The 17402-nt window shown below is 69.7% G+C and carries 16 protein-coding genes; 10 read left to right on the top strand and 6 right to left on the bottom strand.

The features are described from left to right. Positions 1-53: 53 nt before the first annotated feature. The 4 genes from NGJ44_RS07825 to NGJ44_RS07810 are packed head-to-tail and all read left to right on the top strand — an operon-like array spanning position 54 to position 4756. Positions 54-980, top strand: coding sequence for a DUF6963 family protein (locus tag NGJ44_RS07825; RefSeq protein WP_251863600.1), 927 nt, complete (start codon positions 54-56; stop codon positions 978-980). After that, positions 967-1710: a TetR/AcrR family transcriptional regulator gene (locus NGJ44_RS07820; RefSeq protein ID WP_251863599.1), complete on the top strand. Its 744-nt coding sequence runs from the start codon at positions 967-969 to the stop codon at positions 1708-1710. The genes NGJ44_RS07825 and NGJ44_RS07820 overlap by 14 nt, the downstream gene beginning before the upstream one ends. After that, positions 1707-3302 carry an ABC transporter substrate-binding protein gene (locus NGJ44_RS07815; RefSeq protein WP_053246649.1) on the top strand — a complete coding sequence of 532 codons (1596 nt, stop codon included), beginning with the start codon at positions 1707-1709 and terminating at the stop codon, positions 3300-3302. The genes NGJ44_RS07820 and NGJ44_RS07815 overlap by 4 nt, the downstream gene beginning before the upstream one ends. After that, a complete protein-coding gene (locus NGJ44_RS07810; protein ID WP_251863598.1) occupies positions 3299-4756 on the top strand; it encodes an N-acyl-D-amino-acid deacylase family protein in 1458 nt (485 codons plus the stop codon). Before NGJ44_RS07815 ends, NGJ44_RS07810 begins: the two co-directional genes overlap by 4 nt. A 40-nt stretch (positions 4757-4796) precedes the next feature. Here NGJ44_RS07810 and NGJ44_RS07805 read toward each other — a convergent pair whose 3' ends face one another. Together NGJ44_RS07805 and NGJ44_RS07800 are read right to left on the bottom strand one after the other, a co-directional pair. Next, on the bottom strand, positions 4797-6884 hold the full coding sequence (locus NGJ44_RS07805) for a TonB-dependent receptor (protein ID WP_251863597.1): 2088 nt from the start codon (positions 6882-6884) through the stop codon (positions 4797-4799). Positions 6885-6936: 52 nt separating this feature from the next. Beyond that, the gene (locus NGJ44_RS07800) at positions 6937-7323 is read right to left on the bottom strand and encodes a DUF2946 family protein (RefSeq protein ID WP_251863596.1); all 387 of its coding nucleotides are present in this window, start codon (positions 7321-7323) and stop codon (positions 6937-6939) included. A 212-nt stretch (positions 7324-7535) separates the two neighbouring features. On the opposite strand from NGJ44_RS07800, the gene NGJ44_RS07795 reads away from it, so the two are divergent. Further along, the gene (locus NGJ44_RS07795; protein WP_251863595.1) at positions 7536-9824 is read left to right on the top strand and encodes an FdhF/YdeP family oxidoreductase; all 2289 of its coding nucleotides are present in this window, start codon (positions 7536-7538) and stop codon (positions 9822-9824) included. Between the two features lie 153 nt (positions 9825-9977). Beyond that, positions 9978-10577, top strand: a complete 600-nt coding sequence (locus NGJ44_RS07790; RefSeq protein ID WP_053246651.1) for a nitroreductase family protein — start codon at positions 9978-9980, stop codon at positions 10575-10577. A gap of 51 nt (positions 10578-10628) precedes the next feature. Here NGJ44_RS07790 and NGJ44_RS07785 read toward each other — a convergent pair whose 3' ends face one another. Together NGJ44_RS07785 and NGJ44_RS07780 are read right to left on the bottom strand one after the other, a co-directional pair. Further along, a complete protein-coding gene (locus tag NGJ44_RS07785; protein WP_251863594.1) occupies positions 10629-11465 on the bottom strand; it encodes a YrbL family protein in 837 nt (278 codons plus the stop codon). A 2-nt stretch (positions 11466-11467) separates the two neighbouring features. Continuing rightward, entirely contained in the window at positions 11468-12607 is a 1140-nt protein-coding gene (locus NGJ44_RS07780) for a glycosyltransferase family 4 protein (protein WP_251863593.1), read from the bottom strand. Positions 12608-12917: 310 nt separating this feature from the next. Between NGJ44_RS07780 and NGJ44_RS07775 the strand changes: the two genes are divergently transcribed. The 3 genes from NGJ44_RS07775 (at position 12918) to NGJ44_RS07765 (ending at position 14645) form a co-directional block, all read left to right on the top strand. Continuing rightward, complete coding sequence (locus NGJ44_RS07775; protein ID WP_251863592.1) at positions 12918-13253, top strand: hypothetical protein; 336 nt, start codon at positions 12918-12920, stop codon at positions 13251-13253. Then, a complete protein-coding gene (locus NGJ44_RS07770; protein ID WP_251863591.1) occupies positions 13250-14359 on the top strand; it encodes a glycosyltransferase family 4 protein in 1110 nt (369 codons plus the stop codon). Before NGJ44_RS07775 ends, NGJ44_RS07770 begins: the two co-directional genes overlap by 4 nt. 85 nt (positions 14360-14444) lie before the next feature. Next, positions 14445-14645 (top strand): hypothetical protein, encoded by a 201-nt coding sequence (locus NGJ44_RS07765; RefSeq protein ID WP_251863590.1) that lies wholly within the window; start codon positions 14445-14447, stop codon positions 14643-14645. Between the two features lie 45 nt (positions 14646-14690). Here NGJ44_RS07765 and NGJ44_RS07760 read toward each other — a convergent pair whose 3' ends face one another. Both NGJ44_RS07760 and NGJ44_RS07755 read right to left on the bottom strand, forming a co-directional pair. Further along, positions 14691-14918, bottom strand: coding sequence for an HP1242/YdcH family protein (locus NGJ44_RS07760; protein ID WP_053246359.1), 228 nt, complete (start codon positions 14916-14918; stop codon positions 14691-14693). Between the two features lie 200 nt (positions 14919-15118). After that, positions 15119-16081 (bottom strand): AraC family transcriptional regulator, encoded by a 963-nt coding sequence (locus tag NGJ44_RS07755; protein ID WP_251863589.1) that lies wholly within the window; start codon positions 16079-16081, stop codon positions 15119-15121. A gap of 272 nt (positions 16082-16353) precedes the next feature. Between NGJ44_RS07755 and NGJ44_RS07750 the strand changes: the two genes are divergently transcribed. Beyond that, complete coding sequence (locus NGJ44_RS07750; protein ID WP_251863588.1) at positions 16354-17400, top strand: aldo/keto reductase; 1047 nt, start codon at positions 16354-16356, stop codon at positions 17398-17400. The last annotated feature ends 2 nt before the right edge of the window (positions 17401-17402 follow it).

Below are 17402 nucleotides of genomic sequence, written 5' to 3'. Positions count from 1 at the left end.
GGCCGGTGCTAGCATCGGCACGTGACCACGTGGTCACATCGAGGGCGAGCCTCATGACCATCGGGATAGCAGCGGCGGGAAACGCCGCCGGCGCGGCGGTATATGACGCGGTGCTGGGCGCCGAATTGCTCGGCCGCGGCGCCATCGGCGGCTTTGCCGTCATGGCGGTCTGCGGCGCGGCGGGCGCGGCGGAGTACCGGGTGACGCAACGCGGAGGCGTGACGGCGCTGGACGTGCCGCCTTCGTGGCGCGACGCGCGCGTGGCGGCCGTCATTTCCAGCGGCCCGGACCGCCCCGAGCCGCTGACGCAGTTCCTGGCGGGCGCCGGCGGCGTGGGCCTGGTCACGGGCCATCGCCTGCCCAACCTGCCCGGCGAGGACGGCGTCGCGCTCAACCAGGCCGTGCTGGCGCGCATGGCGGGCGGGACGCATCCCCAGGACGCGGTCGACGCGGTGCTGGACGCGCACCCGGAATGGGACGCCGGCCTCATCGCCATCGACATGCGCGGACGGCTCGGCATGGGCAACAGCGCGCGGGTGCGACGCCGCGACGATCTGGGCCTGGCGCGGCGCGAGATTCCGCCCGCCACCCTGGGCCTGCTGCACAACTCCATCCATGCGCGGGGCGACCTGGCCGCCGACCTGGCGGACCTTGCCTGGTCGAGGCTGCTGGGCGGCCCGGCGGCGCTGCGCCTGCTCGTCTTGAAGCAGGCGGCCGACCTGGCGCCCGCCGAACGCGATTGCGTGCACGTGGACGGCGCGGGCGTCATCGTGCGGCTCGAAACCGCCAACCCCCGCCTGGCCTCGCTCAACCGGCGCGGCACGGCGGTATATCTCGGCACCGAGGTGCGCTGCGGCGGCCGCCGCATCGGCACGGCGACTACCGAACTGTATGCCGAGCTGCGCGCGGGGCAGGCGCTGCCGGGCGCGGAGCCGGGCCAGCACATGCTGCTGGCGAGGATGGACCATGTCCAGGCGTGAACAGACCGAGCGCCAGATCATGCGGGCGCTCGAGGCCCAGATACGCGAAACCGGCATGGCCGGGGTGGGCGTGAACGCCATCGCCAAGCGCGCGGGCGTGAGCAAGGAGCTGATCTACCGCTATTTCGACGGGCTGCCCGGCCTGCTGCTGGCCTGGATGCGCGAGCAGGATTACTGGACCGGCCGTTCGGGCCTGCTGCAGGCGGACGAATCCAGTTCCCGCGCGCCGGCCGACCTGATTCTCTCGATGTTGCGCGCGCAGATCGACGCCCTGGGCGGCAACGAGACGCTGCGCGAAATCCGTCTCTGGGAACTGGTGGAGCGCAACGAAGTGACGGCACGGCTCGCCGATCGCCGCGAGCGGGCGGCGCGCGCCTTCATCGACCGGGTCGACGGCCTGACGGGCGAGGCGGACGTGCCCGCCCAGGTCAGCATCATGCTGGCGGGCGTGCTGTACCTGATGCTGCGCGCCAAGACCGAGAGCCATTTCCTGGGCGTGCCGCTGCGCACGGACGAAGGCTGGGCGCGCCTGTACGCCGCGCTGCAGAGCATGGTCGGCCACTTGCCCGAGGAGCTGCGGCGCACGCCGCTGTGCGAGCTGGAGGCGCGGCGGGCGGCGCGGCCATCGCGGGGCCCGCGCGGCGGCCGGGAACGGGCGGCCGAAGGGCGCGGGCCCGCAACTCCAACCGGCGAGGCAGCCGGGCACAACGATACGAGGGAGCCATCATGAAGCTGAAATCGAAATTGCGCCGGGGAGCCAGGCACCTCCTGCTGTCCGTGGCGGTGGCGGGCGCGTCGCTGGCCGCGCCGGCGTCCATGGCCGAAACCGTGACGGCGGTCATGCAGTCGGGTCTGCGCGTGCTGGACCCCATTCTCACCACAGCCTTCATGACGCGGGATCATGCCTACATGATCTACGACACGCTGCTGGGGCTGGACGAGCATTTCAAGGTGCAGCCGCAGATGGCGAGCTGGACGGTGGGCGACGACGGCAAGACCTATACCTTCGCCTTGCGCGACGGCCTGAAATGGCACGACGGCAAGCCCGTCACCTCGGAAGACTGCATTGCTTCCATCAGGCGCTGGGCCGCCGTGGACGCCACGGGACAGGTGCTGATGACGCTGGTGCAGGACATGGCGGCGGTCGACGACCGGCATTTCCGCATCGTGCTCAAACAGCCCACGCCGCTGCTGCTGGAGGGCCTGTCCAAGATCAGTTCGCGTCCCGCTTTCATGATGCCCAGGCGCATCGCCGAGACGCCCGCGTCCCAGCCCATCGGCGAATACATTGGCTCGGGCCCGTTCCGCTTCGTGGCGTCCGAATTCAGGCCGGGCCTGAAAGTGGTCTACGAGAAGAACAAGGACTACGTGCCGCGCAGCGAACCGCCGAGCTGGACGGCGGGCGGCAAGGTGGCCAACGTGGACCGCGTCGAATGGGTGGCCATGCCGGACCAGATGACCGCCATCAACGCCTTGCAGAACGGCGAGGTGGATTTCATCCAGCAAGTGCCGTTCGACCTGCTGCCCATGGTGGAAAACCAGGACGGCCTGAAGGTCGAGGTGCTGGACAAGCTGGGCGCCTGGACCTATTTCCGCATGAATCACCTCTATCCGCCGTTCGACAACAGGCTGGTGCGGCAGGCGGCCATTGCGGCGGTCAGCCAGGAAGACGTGCTCAAGGCGCTGGTGGGCGATCCCAAGTACTACAAGACCTGCGCCGCCGTCATGGGCTGCGGCAATCCCTATGGCGACAATTACGGCGAGGACTGGGTGGTGCCGGCGCGCCTGGACAAGGCCCGGGCGCTGCTCAAGGAGGCCGGATACGACGGCACGCCGGTAATCGTCCTGCAGCCCACCGACATCGCCATGCTGTCGGCCCAGCCCGTGGTGGTGGGCGCGGCGCTGCGCAAGGCAGGCTTCAACGTCACGATGAAAGCCATGGATTGGCAGACGCTGGTCACGCAGCAAGGCAACCAGAATCCGCCGCAGGAAGGCGGCTGGAACCTGTTTTCCACCTACAGCATCCTGGCCAGCAGCGGCGACCCCTTCGGCAACACGACCCTGGCGTCCAATGGCCGCAAGGCCTGGGCCGGCTGGCCCGACGTGCCCGCGATCGAGGCGCTGCGCCTGAAGTTCGCGCAGGCTTCCGATCCGGCCGAGCGCAAGCGGATCGCCGCCGAAATCCAGAAGCTCGCCATCGACGAGGGCGTGGTGGCGCCGCTGGGGCAGTTCCAGATTCCGGCTGCCTACAGCACCCGGCTGTCGGGCATTCTGCAGGCGCCGGTCACGCTGTTCTGGCATCTGAAAAAGGCGGAAAAATGACCCGGTCCGAGGTTTTCGATTACCTGATCCGGGGCGCCGAGGTGGTGGACGGCACGGGCGCGCCGCGCTACGAGGCCGACATCGCCATCGCGGGCGGGCGCATTGCGCGCATCGGCGATCTTTCCGGCGCGCGGGCGCGCGAGGAAATCGACGCGCGCGGGCTGACCGCGACGCCCGGATTCATCGACGCCCACACCCACGACGACCGGGCCATGCTCTCCGACGGCGACATGGCGCCCAAGGTCAGCCAGGGCGTGACCACCGTCATCGGCGGGAACTGCGGCATCTCGCTCGCGCCCATGCCCCAGCCGGCGCGCGCGCCGGTGCCGCCGCTGGACCTGCTGGACGCCGGCGGGCAGTGGTTCCGCTATGCGCGCTTCGCCGACTACCTGGACGCGCTGCGCGCGCAGCCCGCCGCCACCAACTGCGCCATGCTGGTGGGCCACACCACGCTGCGCGTGATCGAGATGGACGACGTGGGCCGGCCCGCCCGCGCGGCGGAAATCGCGCGCATGCGGGCCCGCGTGGACGAAGCGCTGCAGGAAGGCGCCATCGGCGTGTCCACCGGACTGGCCTATGCGCCCTCGGCCGCCGCCACCACCGAAGAAGTCATCGAGGTCTGCCGGCCGCTGAGCGGGCGCCAGGGCCTGTACTGCACGCACATGCGCGACGAGGGCGACAGCGTCATGGCGTCGCTGGAGGAAACCTTCCGCATCGGCCGCGAGCTGGGCGTGCCGGTGGTGATCTCGCATCACAAGGTGGTGGGCGCGGCCAACCGTGGCCGTTCGGCGCAGACGCTGGCCCGCATCCGCGAGCAGATGGGCCGTCAGCCGGTATGCCTGGATTGCTATCCGTACAACGCCTCGTCCACCATTCTGTCGCACGATCTGGTCGACGGCGCCGCGCGGGTCATCGTGACCTGGTCCAAGGCCATGCCTCAGTTCGCGGGCCGCGACCTGGACGAGGTCGCGCGCGAGCTGGGTTGCCCGCTGGCGCAGGCGGTGGACCGTCTGCAGCCGGCCGGCGCCATCTACTTCCGCATGGACGAGGAAGACGTGCGGCGCATTCTGCGGTTCGACGAAACCATGATCGGATCGGACGGGCTGCCGCACGACGAGAAGCCGCATCCGCGCCTGTGGGGCACGTTTCCGCGGGTGCTGGGCCACTACGGCCGCGGGCTGGGGCTCTTCGCCCTGGAGCAGGCCGTGCACAAGATGACCGGGCTCACCGCCGCCCGTTTCGGGCTGGCCGGCCGCGGCGAGCTGCGCGAGGGCGCGCATGCCGACGTGGTGCTGCTGGACGCCGGGGAAGTGGCCGACCGCGCGACCTTCGCGCAGCCGGTCGCGCCGTCGATCGGCATCCACGCCGTGTGGACCAACGGCCAGCCCGTCTGGCGCGAGGGGCGTTCCACCGGCGCGCGGCCGGGGCAGGTGCTGCGGCGCGTGCCGCGCTAGGACGTCCCGGTTCCGGTCCCGGCTCGCGCGCCCGGCGCCCCTAGAAGCTGCCTTTCAGCCCGACCAGCACGCCGCGTCCGCCTTCGGGCGCCACGTCGCGCAGCACCGAGGTGGCGTAGCGGATGTCCTGGTTGGTCAGGTTGACGCCGCGCACATAGGCTTCCCAGCGGGTGGCGCCCGCCTTGAAACGGTAGCCGGCATGCGCGTCCAGACTGTAGTAGGCGGGCGTACTGTCGTCCTCATCGGGATGGCGGTGCTGGGCGAACGCCCGCGTGACCGACACGCCCGCGCTCCAGGGGCCCTGGCCCCAGTCCAGCCCGGCGCTCAGGCGCAGGGGCGCGATGCGCGGCAGCGGCTCGCCGGTGTCCGCGTTGCGGGCATGGGTGTAGTCGCCCGCAAGCTTGAGGTCCAGCGTGTGGCCGCCGGCGGCATACACGCGCGTGCTGCTTTCGGCCTCGACGCCGTAGAAGTCGGCGGGCACGCCGCGGTAGACGGCTTCGGGCAGCGCATCGTCGCTGTCCGCGCCTACCACGTCGCCGTCGTCGTTGCGCAGCCGGCCCGTGTTCAGCTCGGCAAGATAATTGGCGAAATGGCTGTAGAACACGCTGACGCCGCCCTTGTCCGCGCCGCGCGCCCAGCGCAGTCCGAGGTCGCCCGACCAGGCGCGCTCCTTGGACAGGTCCTGGCTGCCCACGAGGTACTGGCCCGTGGCCTCGTGCGGGCCGTTGGCGTAGAGCTCATAAAAGGTGGGCGCGCGTTCGGTATAGGCGGCATTGGCGGCCAGCGACCAGACCGGATCCAGCTGGTACACCGTGCCCAGCGATATGCTCGCGGCGTTGAACGTGCGTCCGGCGCTGTCCTGAAAGCGTGCGTTGCCGCCGGCCGAGGGCGACAGCCGCGTATGCTCCAGGCGCGCGCCGGCGCTCAGGCTCCAGCGCGGATCGACCTGCCAGGTTTCCACGTCGAAGAGCGCCAGGCTGTCGGTGTCCACCGTGGGCACCAGCGCCTCGTCGCCCAGCGCCGAAAAGCGCGACTGCCCGCCTTGCAGGCCGATGACGCCGCGCACCGGACCCAGCTCGGCATGCTGGGCTTCCAGCCTGGCCTCATAGCCGCGGTTCTTGAAGATGGTGCCGGTTTCCCCGTCTTCGATTTCCTTGTGCTGGTAGTCGGTGTAGCCGGCGCTGAGGCGCACGCGGGTAAAGATGCCGTCCAGGTCGCGCAGCTCGGTGGCGGCGTTGACCCGCTGCTGGCGCAGGCGGATGCGCACGTCGGGCTCGGCCACCGAGCCGTAGTCGGAGTCATAGCCGCTGACCGACACGCCCGCGTAGCCGCGGTCGCTGGTCCAGCCCATGCCCAGCGCGCCGCCGCTGTCGCGGCCGTCGCTGTTGGGCAGCCGGCCGTGGGGCGAGGCCGCGTCCGGATCGGCGGCCCGCGCGCGGGCCGAGCGCGCATCGCCGGGAATGCGCAGCTCGCTGGTTTCGCGGCCGAACACGTCGGCGTGCACGGCGAACGTGCCGTCGCCGCCTTCCACGCGCGCGCTGCCGCTGCGCGAGGTGTTGGCGCCGCCATATTCGCCCTGTATCTGGCCCTGCACTCCCTGGATGGGTTCGGTGGGGATGCGGTTGTCGATGGTGTTGACCACGCCGCCGATGGCGTTGCCGCCGTAGAGCAGGGCGGCCGGCCCGCGCAGGATTTCCACGCGGTCGGCCGCCTGCGGGTCGGTGGGCACCTGGTGGTCGTAGGAAAGCGAGGACGCGTCCAGCGCGCCTACGCCGTTGTTCAGCAGCCGGATGCGGTCGCCGTCCATGCCGCGGATGATGGGCCGGCCCACCATCGGGCCGTAGCTGGTGGCGGCCACCCCGGGCAGGCCGTTGAGCGTGGCGCCCAGGGTGTCGCCGCGGCGCAGGTCCAGGTCGGCGCCTTCGAGCACGGTGGAGGGCGTGGCGAGGGCCGGCTCGCCGAGCGGATTGCCCGTCACGACGACCGGGGCGAGCGTGGCGGCGGGCGCGCCGGCAGGCTGGGCCAGGGCGGCGGGGCAGAACGGCAGGGCGGCCAGGGCCAGGGAAAGCGGCCGCAGGGCGGCGGGCAGGCGCGAGCGCGCGCCGCGCCGGAAGTGGATTTTTTGCATGGCGTGAATCGGGAAAATGGGATGCGGGCGCGCAAGGAGCGCGCGGCTGATGTCAGCGGCTGGCGCAGGCGCGCGGCGGCGCGCGCGAGCGGAACCAGTGCGCGCTGCGCGCGGCGGGGCCGGGCGCGAGCGCCAGGCGCGGCGCCGGTTGCGCGGCCGGATCCGGCGGCGCGGGGGGCGCCATGGGCGCCAGCGCGGCGTCCCAGAGGTCCAGCGCGTTGCAGAGGTCGCAGCCGCCGTGCGCCGCGCCATCGCCGTGCCCGCCGGGCCGGACGTCTTCGGGTTTGCCGGCCTGCGAGCCGGACAGGTGCGACAGCGCGTGCCAGGTGGCGGCCTGGGGCATGCCGGCCGCGGACGCCAGCACCCACAGCAGGCCCAGCAGCGCCAGCCAGGACGGGGCGGCGCGCGGACGGCGGCGGGGGCGTTGCGTGGGACGCATGGCGTGCGGACGGAAAAGCCGGAAAGAAAAACTGGAACGATATAGTATTTCAAAATTTCAACGCCGTCGCGCACGGCAACTGTGCTGCTTTCCTGCCCGAAAAACTGTGCTGTCCGCCGGTCCTGTATCCCTTCTATATTGACGGCCTGTGTATCTGTTGCGCGCCGCGTCCGGCGGACCGGCGCGCAAGGCGAATCGGGGGTTTTTCGAGCATGAGCAAGTCCAAGCAGCGCAACGTGCCCGGCGTGCGGCCCTATGGCGGGCCGGCGGGCGGCTGGGGGGCGCTGCGCGCGACCGCGCAGGCCGTCCGGCAGCAGATGGACACTTTCGAGGCGCCCGTCGTGCTGCTGCGCACGAACCAGCCTACGGGTTTCGACTGTCCGGGCTGCGCCTGGCCCGACAAGGAGCACCGCTCCACGTTCCAGTTCTGCGAGAACGGCGCCAAGGCCGTTACCTGGGAGGCCACCAACAAGCGCGTAACGCCGGAGTTCTTCGAGCGGCACACCGTGTCCGAGCTGCTGGGCTATTCCGACTACGAGCTGGAGAACTTCGGCCGGCTCACGCACCCCATGGCGTACGACCCGGTCACGGACAAATTCCGCGCGGTGCAATGGGAAGAGGCTTTCGGCCGCATCGGCAAGGCCATGCGCGGCTTGGCGTCGCCCGACCAGGTGGAGTTCTACACCTCGGGCCGGGCGTCCAACGAAGCGGCCTATCTGCTCCAGCTCTTCGCGCGCGAGTACGGCACCAACAACTTTCCCGACTGCTCCAACATGTGCCACGAGGCCACCAGCGTGGGGCTGCCGCAATCCATCGGCATCGGCAAGGGCACGGTGTCGCTGGCGGATTTCGACCAGACCGAGCTTGTCATTTCCATCGGCCACAATCCGGGCACCAACCATCCGCGCATGATGGGAACGCTGCACGAAGTTGCCCGGCGCAAAGTGCCCATCATCGTGTTCAACCCCATGCGCGAGCGGGCGCTGGAGCGTTTTGCCGATCCGCAGGACGTGCTGGAGATGGCCACGCTGGGCTCGACGGACATCGCCTCCACGTACTACCAGGTGCGCGCCGGCGGCGACGCGGCGGCGCTCAAGGGCATCATGAAGGCGGTGCTGGCGCTCGAAGACGAGCGCGGCGGCGTGCTCGACCGCGAATTCATCGCCCGGCACACCCGGGGGTTCGAGGCGCTGGAGGCCGACCTGCGGGCGACCGGCTGGGCCGACATCGAATACGAAAGCGGGCTGGCGCGGGCCGACCTGGAGCAGGTGGCGCAGGCCTATGCCGCGTCCAACGCCACCATCATCACCTACGGCATGGGCATCACGCAGCACAACATGGGCACGGCCAACGTGCGGCTCATCGCCGACCTGCTGCTGCTGCGCGGCAACATCGGCAAGCCCGGCGCCGGCATCTGCCCCTTGCGCGGCCATTCCAACGTGCAGGGCAACCGCACCGTGGGCATTACCGAGAAGCCGTCGGCGCAGTTCCTGGCCAGCCTGCAGGCCGTCTTCGGCTTCCGGCCGCCGAGCGCGCACGGTCACGACGCCGTGAAGGCCATGGAAGCAATGATCGCCGGCACGGCGCGCGCGCTCATTTGCCTGGGCGGGAATTTCGCCGTGGCGCTGCCCGACCCCGAGCGCTGCTTTCCCGCCATGAAGAACCTGGACCTCAGCGTGCACGTGGGCACCAAGCTCAACCGCTCGCATCTGCTGGTGGCGCGCGAAACCTACCTGTTCCCGTGCCTGGGCCGCACCGAGCTGGACTTGCAGGACTCGGGGCCCCAGTCGATCACGGTCGAAGACTCCATGTCCATGGTGCACGCCTCGGCGGGGCGGCTGAAGCCCGCCTCGCCTTACCTGCGGTCGGAGTGCGCCATCATCGCCGGCATGGCGGGCGCGGCGCTGCCCGACAGCAAAGTTCCCTGGACGGAACTGGTGGCCGACTACGACCGCATCCGCGACCTCATCGAGCGGACCATACCCGGCTTCGAGGGCTACAACCGGCGCATCCGGGTGCCGGGCGGTTTCCGCATGCCGCTGCCGCCCACCGGGCGCGTCTGGCCCACGCCGTCGGGCAAGGCGGAATTCTCGGTGTTTCCGGGTGTGCGCGAGCGCTACGAGCCCTGGGACCCGGGCTGTCTGCGGCTCATGACCATCCGCAGCCACGACCAGTACAACACCACGATCTACGGCATGGACGACCGCTATCGCGGCGTGTTCGGGCGGCGCGACGTGCTGTTCATGAATGCGCAGGACCTGGCCGACCTCGGCCTGGCGCACGGCGACCTGGTGGACGTGGAAACCGTCGCCGCGGGCCGGACGCTGCGCATGGAAGGGCTCACGGCGGTGCAGTACGGCATTTCGCGCGGATCGGCGGCTGCCTACTATCCGGAGGCCAACGTGCTGGCGCCGCTGGACTACATCGACGAGGAGAGCGGCACGCCTTCGTACAAGTCCATTCCCGTACGGGTGCGCCGGGCCGCGGCGCAGGCCCGCTAGATGCCGGCGGGCGCGGCGCTGTCCATTCGCGTCACCGATGGAACAATCTGTTCCGGGCCGAAACCGTGGTTTTACGCGCGATGCGCGGGACCGGGGCGGGCGCGGCTGGGTAGAATCTGGCCTTCTTCCGTCGTTCTAGAGGCTTTCACCGCCATGAGCAATGCTTACCTCGAGGCGCTCAAAAAGCGCCGCACGCAATACGCCCTGGGCCGCAACGTACCGCTCTCCAAGGAAGAGCTCACGACCCTGATCCAGGAAGCCATCAAGCACAGCCCCTCGTCCTTCAATTCGCAGAGCTCGCGCGCCCTGGTGCTGTTTGGCGCCGAAAGCGAGAAACTCTGGGCCATGGCCACGGATGAAGTGCGCAAGGTCGCGCCGGCCGAGGGCTTCGAGAAGACCGAAGCCAAGCTCAAGAGCTTTGCCGCGGGCGTGGGCACGGTGCTGTTCTTCGAAGACCAGGACGTGGTGCGCAGCCTGCAGGAAAAATTCCCGCTGTACGCCGACAACTTCCCCGTCTGGTCCGAGCAAGCCGGCGGCATGGCCCAGCTTTCGGTATGGACGGCGCTGGCCAACGCGGGCGTGGGCGCCAGCCTGCAGCACTACAACCCGCTCATCGACGCCGCCGTGGCGCGCGAGTGGAACATCCCGGCATTCTGGAAGCTGCGCGCGCAGATGCCTTTCGGCTCGAACGAGGCGGGCTTCGGCGAGAAGGCCTTCATGGACGACGCCGAGCGCTTCCGCGTGGCCGGCTGAACCCGTCCATGCCTGCAAGCCGCGCGCCCCAGCCGGGGCCCGCGGCTTTTTTCATTGCCGTCCCCCGGCGGGCAGCGCGCGCACCGGGCCGGCCGCCGACACGGACGGCTCGGCCTCCACGGGATGCGCCGTCAGCGCGCCGGCGCCCAGGCGCGCCATTTTGTCGGCCATCTTTTCGTACTTGCGCAACAGCCGCCGCCGGTTGAGCGCCTTGCTCCAAGCATAGACAGGCAGGAACTGCTTGGGACCGTAGCCGTCCACGAGAAACAGGCCGGCGTGTCCATCGGCGTTGCGGCCGACCACGATGTTGCGGGCGCTCACGTCGTTGAAGATCACGTGCGCGTCGGCCAGCGCCAGGAAAAACTGGTGCACCTGCTGGCGCAACTGCGGGCCGTAGCCCTGCGCCGCCACCACTTGCTGCAGGGTGGGAGCCAGTTCGCCACGCTCGTCCACGATTTTTTCCACCACCAGGCCCAGGCCCGCGCTGGTGTTCACCACGCCGCAGATGCGCGACAGCAGCGCATTGCCCTGCGGCATGCCGCTGTGCGCGCTGGTCGCCAGGTATTCCGACAGTTCGGCGATGAAAATGCGGTAGGCCTGCTCGCGCTGGAACTGTTTGTGCCATGCCTGGCGACGCCCCGGCTCGCGGGCCCGCGCATGGTTGATGACCTTGATGAGCAGCGCCGGATTGCGTGGATGTTCGTACACGTCGCGCTCGCTGCCGGCCGCCACGCGGTGCGCCTGGGCCAGGTCGATGATGTCGAATACGCCGGGCGGACGCGGCGTCAGGCGCACGGCCGCGCCCTCGACGCCGGGCGCGGGCGTCAGGGAGGGCACGGCAATGCCCTCGAAGGTTTGATCGGAAATCGGCAGGGAAGCGAGGCGCATGATCAGGAAGTCGTTGCGCGGTGCGCGGCGCCATGCGGCGGACGGAGCTCGTCCAGCCATTTGCGGTAGACCTTCTCGGTGTTTTCCGCCAGCGCCGCCAGCGAGAACTGGCCTCCTTCGCGCACCAGGCGTTCGCCGGCCCTGCCCATCGAGGCGCGCAGCCGGGGATCCTCGATCAGGCGGCGCAGCACGTCGCGCAGCGCCGGAATGTCCATGGGCGGCACCAGGATGCCGGTTTCGCCGTTTCTCAGCATCTCGCTCACCCCGCCCACGTCCACGCCCACCACGGGCAGGCCGCAGGCGGCCGCCTCGACGAACACCGTGCCCGAGGCTTCTTTCAGGGTGGGCAGGGCGAAAATGTCGCTGCCCGCCAGGATATTGGGCACGTCGTCGCGAAAGCCCAGCATGTGGATCCGGTCCTGCAGGCCGATCTCGGCGATGAGCGCCTGCAATTGCTCGAAGAGCGGCGAACCATTGCCCACCAGCACCAGGTGAATGCGGGGATTTTCCAGCATCAGCGGGCGCAGGGCCTCGATCAGCTCGCGGTGGCCCTTGGTGGCGCGCAGGATGGCCACGCAGCACACCACCACGTCCTGCTCCGACAGGCCGAGCTCGGCGCGCAGCGTGGATTGCAGTCCGGCCGGCGGCAGCTTGATCGGCGAGTACACCGTTTCCACGCGCTCGCGCGGCACGCCGCGCTCGATGAGATATTCGCGCACGTGATTGCTCACGGTGATGAGGCGGTGGGGCACCCACGTGTAGGCCAGCATGGAATTGACGCGGTTGCTCAGATGGCGCGTGCGCACCACCAGCGGCGCGTTGCCCAGCGACCGCGCGCCGATGCCCGCCAGCAGGGTGTCGATGCGGCTGTGCGTGTTGAGCACGTCGAAACCGCCTTCGCGCAGGATGCGCCGCACCTTGGGCGCGCCCTTGATCAGATTGAGCAGTCCGCCCATCTGCACGGTATGCACCTTGAAGCCGGCATCGCCCGCGCGCCGCACGAGCTGCGCCTCGGGACGGCAGATCAGTTCAAGGTGGTGGCCGCGATCGCGCATGGCGATCATTTCTTTGAGAATGCGCTGTTCCTGGCCGCCGAAGCCGATGGCGGCTTCGGCATGCGCGATGCGCAAGGGCTGCGTCACGTGGTTTCCGGATATCAAAACAGAGAGGCGCTCGTGGCGCCCGGCAGAGGATCGTGAAATTTTTGTGAATTTTCTGGTTGCAACAATACAGCCATATGTGCTTGTCAAGCAATCGCGGAAAAGACTTTTGCCGAAAATGGATCAAATCAGAAAAGGCCGCAGCATTGCCAGACAAGTCCTGTAACAGGGGCCGCTAGCATTGATTCCTGTCATGGCGCGCCGGCTGCCTGCCGGCCCGGCGCGCCGTCTTTTTCCCCATCCCGGATTTCGCGGCCTTTTCTTCATGTCGAACAATGCCTGCCGGACCTCCTTGTCCGCGCTTTATCTGTATACGTACGAGCCGGGGCGGGGCCGCGGGCCCTGCCTGGTCGAAGCGGGCAACGCCCGCGACACGCCGGCCCATTTGCGCGGCTGCCTGCCTCCCTATCGCCTGGAAACGCTGCAGCCCTCCGCTGTCCTGCGCCGTCTGCATGCGGCCGGCTGGAACGTGGACAGCGACGCCTATGGCCAGAAAATCGCCGTCCTGGGAAACCAGCGCCTGCGCTTGTGCGCCGGCGCAGCCACGCCCTTCGGCGCCCTGGAGGCGTCCGACTGCCGCTACCTCGACGCGCTGCTCGCCGCGCGCGCCGGGCAAGAGCGCGCATGATGCACGGAAGGCCGTTGCGCATTCTCCACTCCGAAGCCGCCACCACGTTCGGCGGGCAGGAGCATCGCATCCTCAAGGAAATGATCGCCATGCGCGATCGCGGGCACCACATGGAAGCCGTCTGCCAGCCGGGCAGCATGCTGGCCGGGCGCCTGCGTGCGGCGGGTTTCACGGTGCACCCGCATCCCATGGACGGCGTGGCCAACTACGTCCGCGCGCTGCTGGGCTTGCGGCGCATGCTTGCGCGCGGCCGATTCGATGTCCTCAATACGCACAGCCGGCGCGACACGGTCATCGCCGCGGCGGCCGGCCGCCTGGCCCGGGTGCCGCTCATCGTGCGCACGCGGCATCTGGCCCGGCCGGTCGGCTCGCGCTGGACCTACACGGGCCTGCCGCACAAAGTTGTCGCCGTGAGCGAGCACGTGGCCGGCCTGCTGCGCGCGCGCGGCGTGCGTTCCGGCGACGTGCGCACGGTGCCGGACGGCATCGATCCCGTGTCGCGCCCCGCGCATTCCACGCTGCGCGCCGAACTCGGCATTGCGCCGCATGCGCTGGTGGTGGGCTGCGTGGCGCATCTGCGGCCACAGAAGGGCCAGGCGCTGCTGGTGGCCGCCATGGCGCGGCTGCCGCATGCCGACGCGCATCTGGTGCTCGCAGGCGCGGGCTCGCAGCAGGCCGCGCTGCGGGCCCGGGCGTGCGCGCTGGGCTGCGGCGGGCGCGTGCATTTTCTCGGGCATCGCGCCGATATTTCCAACGTGCTGGCGGGGTGCGACATCTTCGCGCTGCCCACGGCGAGCGAGGCCCTGGGCACGGCGTTCATCGAGGCTTCGGCTCACGGCCTGCCGGTGGTGGGCACGCGCGTGGGCGGCGTGCCCGAAGTGGTGGCGCACGGCCAGACCGGCCTGCTGGTGCCGCCGGGCGACGTGGCCGCCCTGGCTGCCGCGCTGGGCCGCCTGGCGGCCGATCCTCCGCTGCGCCTGGCCATGGGGCGGGCGGGCGAAGCCCGCATCCGGGGCGACGCCCGCTTCAGTTCCGCGGGCATGGCGGCCGGCATGGAGGCGGCCTATCTCGCCTGGCTCGCCGGCCCCGGCGCGGGCCGCCCGTAGCCGCGCGGTCAACGATTACGAAAGCGGCCCCGCCTGCGGCAGCCGGCGCTGCTCGCGCGCTTCCGGCAAGGCGCGCAGCCAGGGCGTGCAGGCCGAGGCGAGCGGCGTGGCCTGGCGCGCGCGGATCGGCTGCCAGGCCACGCCGGAGCTGAGCATTGCGCTCAAGGTGAACAACCTGTTCGACAAGAAGCGCTGCGTGTCCTTGTACGACACGGCCGCGCGCAACAGCCACGATGGCGATCCGCGCGACGTGATGCTGACGCTGCGCCATGCGCCCAGGCCATAGGGAAACGGAACGGGCGCGCCGAGGGACACGGCGCGCCGGCGCGGGTCAGCCGCCGTTCTTGCCGTCGGCGGCGCGCAACATGCCGTAGAGCTTGTCTTTGAGGTGCAGCTTTTCTTTCTTCAGCACTTCGACTTCATTGCCCGAGGACGGCACGATGCCGGCCTCCCGGTTCTGGATTTCCTGATCCAATGCGTTGTGGCGCTGGAAAAGCGCGGCAAAGTGCGCGTTTTCGGCTTTCAGCTGGGTAATGAGGTGACGATATTCAGGGAACATAACGGCCTCTTAAAAAACCAGGGTGTGGGCTGAAAAAAAGCCGGGGCGCGGGACCCCGGAGCACCCATCACATCCCAACCGCCGCCGCTTGTCAACCGCGGCGCGCCGGTTTGCAAAAGATTGAAAAAAGCGCCGGAACGCGGCTCCGGCGCCGCAAAGACGCCGCGGGGCGCTTGGCCGGCGCGGGGTTCCGGCCGCCGTCACGCGGCCAGCGCCTCGTCCTTCCAACGCTGCTTGTCGCGCAGCGGCGGCGTGCCGAACAGGCGGCTGTATTCGCGGCTGAACTGCGAAGAGCTTTCGTAGCCGACCGCGCGCGCGGCCAGCGCCACGCCGGCATCCGCCGTCAGCATGAGGCGGCGCGCTTCCTGCAGGCGCAGCTGCTTCTGGTACTGCAGCGGGCTCATGGCGGTGGCCTGCTTGAAGTGATGGTGCAGCGAGGAAACGCTCATGTGCACGTCGCGCGCGATGTCTTCCACGCGCAGCGGCTTGGCGTAGTGGTCGCGCAGGATGCGGATGGCCTTGGCCACGCGGTTGAGCTGGCTGTCCTGCAGCACGGTCAGGCGCAGGGCCGCGCCCTGGCCGTTCATGAGCAGCCGGTAAAGCAGTTCGCGCTTGACCATGGGCCCCAGGATGGGAATGTCGCGCGGCGTGTCCAGCAGGCGCAGCATGCGCAGCACCACGTCCAGCATCGCGCCGCCTAGCGGATTCACGCACAGCGCGCGCGGCGCCTCGGCCGGCGCCAGGGGCGGCAGGTTCGCGTCGCTGATGAGCGCGGTGATTTCCTCCGGGTTCAGCTCCAGGCGCAGGCCCAGGTAGGGCAGGTCCGGGCTGGCCACCGACACCTTGGCCACCACCGGCAGGTCCACGGAAGAAACCAGGTAGTGGAAAGGATCGTATTCGTAGACGTCATCGCCGATGAAAAGTCGCTTGGACCCCTGGGCGATCACCGCCAGCGCGGCGTTCTGCATGGTGGGCTTGGGGCCGGTGGGCTGCACCAGCCGGTGCAGGTACAAGCCTTCTATGGGGGTTTCCAGGGAGCCGTCCACGCCGGCGGTCATGCGCTGGAGCAGGGCGAGCAGTTCGCGGCGCGCGGGTTCGAACGCCTGGTCCAGGGCGAGCGCGGCGGCGGGCGGGGGAAAGGATTCGGGCTGTGCGGCAGACATGGGGAGCGATGAAAGAAGAAAAACCGCTCGGAGAAACAGGCGCATCCAGTGTAGTGCCAGTCGGCCCGCTGCCCGCATGGTGTGCCGGGCCGGTGCAGGATCAGGCAGAAAATGCGCAGGATCGGGCGTGCCGCCGGCGCCGGAGGATCGGGCAAGAAAAGGGCAGGATCGAGTATCGCGGCGGAGGGTGGGGCGGACGCATACTGTGGGCGTCATTCTGGCGCGGCGGCCGCCGCCCGACCCGTCCCCATTCTATTTTTCGGAGCCCTCCTATGCGCTACAAGAAACTCGGAAACACCGGCCTGTTCGTCTCGGAACTGTGCCTGGGCACCATGACCTTCGGCGGCGAAGGCGAACTCTGGAGCAAGATCGGCCGGCTGCAGCAGCAGGAAGCCACCGCCCTCGTGGGGCGCGCGCTGGAGGCCGGCGTCAATTTCGTCGACACGGCCGACGTCTATTCGGAGGGCCGCTCCGAGATCATGACCGGACAGGCGCTGCGCGAGCTCGGCGTGGCGCGCGACGACGTGGTGCTGGCTACCAAGGTGTCGGGCCAGACCGGGCCGGGCCCCAACGCGCGCGGCAATTCGCGCCGGCACATCATGGAGGGCGTCAAGCAGAGCCTGGCGCGCCTGCAGACGGACTACATTGACCTCTACCAGATCCACGGGTTCGACCCGGCCACGCCCATCGAGGAAACCGTGGCGGCGCTGGACGACCTGGTCCGCCAAGGCCACGTCCGCTACGTGGGGGTGTCGAACTGGGCGGCCTGGCAGATCATGAAGGCGCTGGGCATCGCCGAGCGCAGGGGCTGGGCCGGGTTCGCGTCGCTGCAGGCGTACTACACACTGGCCGGCCGCGACCTGGAGCGCGAACTGGCGCCCATGCTGCGCAGCGAGGGTCTGGGCCTGATGGTGTGGAGCCCGCTGGCCGGCGGGCTGCTCAGCGGCAAATACGGCCGCGAGGGCGGCGGCGAGGCCGGCGCGCGGCGCGCGGTCTTCGACTTCCCGCCGGTGGACCGCGAGCGCGCCTACGACTGCATCGACGCCATGCGCGTCATCGCCGACGGCCGGGGCGTGTCGGTGGCCCAGGTGGCGCTGGCGTGGCTGCTGCACCAGCCCGTGGTGACCAGCGTGATCGTGGGCGCCAAGCGTCCCGGGCAGCTCGACGACAACCTGGCCGCCGCCTCGGTCCGGCTGTCGGCCGAGGAGCTGGCCAGCCTGGACGCGGCCAGCGCGCTGCCGTCCGAATATCCGGGATGGATGCTGGAGCGCCAGGGCGAGTACCGGCGCGAGCAATTGCGCCTGGCAGGACAGGACTGATC

The sequence above is a fragment of the Achromobacter sp. Marseille-Q4962 genome (assembly GCF_943737005.1).
In the GTDB taxonomy this organism is placed as follows: Bacteria; Pseudomonadota; Gammaproteobacteria; order Burkholderiales; family Burkholderiaceae_B; genus Achromobacter.
Note: the sequence above shows the minus strand (reverse complement) of the source record. Positions and strands in the feature narration are given on the sequence as shown.

Coding starts and splice junctions, on each gene's coding strand:
- NGJ44_RS07825 (WP_251863600.1), top strand. CDS start 54: ATGACCATCGGGATAGCAGCGGCGGGAAACGCCGCCGGCGCGGCGGTA.
- NGJ44_RS07820 (WP_251863599.1), top strand. CDS start 967: ATGTCCAGGCGTGAACAGACCGAGCGCCAGATCATGCGGGCGCTCGAG.
- NGJ44_RS07815 (WP_053246649.1), top strand. CDS start 1,707: ATGAAGCTGAAATCGAAATTGCGCCGGGGAGCCAGGCACCTCCTGCTG.
- NGJ44_RS07810 (WP_251863598.1), top strand. CDS start 3,299: ATGACCCGGTCCGAGGTTTTCGATTACCTGATCCGGGGCGCCGAGGTG.
- NGJ44_RS07805 (WP_251863597.1), bottom strand. CDS start 6,884: ATGCAAAAAATCCACTTCCGGCGCGGCGCGCGCTCGCGCCTGCCCGCC.
- NGJ44_RS07800 (WP_251863596.1), bottom strand. CDS start 7,323: ATGCGTCCCACGCAACGCCCCCGCCGCCGTCCGCGCGCCGCCCCGTCC.
- NGJ44_RS07795 (WP_251863595.1), top strand. CDS start 7,536: ATGAGCAAGTCCAAGCAGCGCAACGTGCCCGGCGTGCGGCCCTATGGC.
- NGJ44_RS07790 (WP_053246651.1), top strand. CDS start 9,978: ATGAGCAATGCTTACCTCGAGGCGCTCAAAAAGCGCCGCACGCAATAC.
- NGJ44_RS07785 (WP_251863594.1), bottom strand. CDS start 11,465: ATGCGCCTCGCTTCCCTGCCGATTTCCGATCAAACCTTCGAGGGCATT.
- NGJ44_RS07770 (WP_251863591.1), top strand. CDS start 13,250: ATGATGCACGGAAGGCCGTTGCGCATTCTCCACTCCGAAGCCGCCACC.
- NGJ44_RS07760 (WP_053246359.1), bottom strand. CDS start 14,918: ATGTTCCCTGAATATCGTCACCTCATTACCCAGCTGAAAGCCGAAAAC.
- NGJ44_RS07755 (WP_251863589.1), bottom strand. CDS start 16,081: ATGTCTGCCGCACAGCCCGAATCCTTTCCCCCGCCCGCCGCCGCGCTC.
- NGJ44_RS07750 (WP_251863588.1), top strand. CDS start 16,354: ATGCGCTACAAGAAACTCGGAAACACCGGCCTGTTCGTCTCGGAACTG.